At 41.7% G+C, this 444-nt stretch carries 1 protein-coding gene; it reads right to left on the reverse strand.

The window, feature by feature from the left end; all coding sequences use genetic code 11:
• Positions 1-149 precede the first annotated feature (149 nt).
• Positions 150-444, reverse strand: a 295-nt coding sequence (locus HC175_RS18685; protein WP_168139706.1) for a hypothetical protein, incomplete at its 5' end; no start/stop codon positions are given.

The raw sequence follows: 444 nt of genomic DNA on the forward strand, positions 1-444 counted from the left end.
TGATTAGAAATTCTACTATTGCCAGGCTTATATATTTATTAATCCTTAATCCTTAATCCTTAAACCTTAATCCTTGATCAGTGATCAGAAATTCTACTATCGCCAGGCTTATTTTTACGTTAATCCTTAAACCTTATTCCTTAATCCTTTTAAAAGTCTTCGCTTCCGGGGAACCTGATGTATGCCGGGGCGAGGCTTTTCTGTTCTTCCTTCTTCTCACCTCCTTCTGAAGTCTTTGCCCCTACGCTCGCCGGGCTCACTTCCTGATTCACGATCTTGCGCAACAGCTCTTGGAAAGTGTCAAAATCCACCTGATAAGATAATCCCACACCTTGAGTAAATCCTAATTCTTCCCCCAGGTACTGGATATTATTTTCCCTGTTAAAGATCTTTGCCCGCAGGTTTCCTTCTTCATTCAGCAGGAATTCGATCTCCAGATTTCCG

It is taken from the genome of Salinimicrobium oceani, assembly GCF_012037645.1.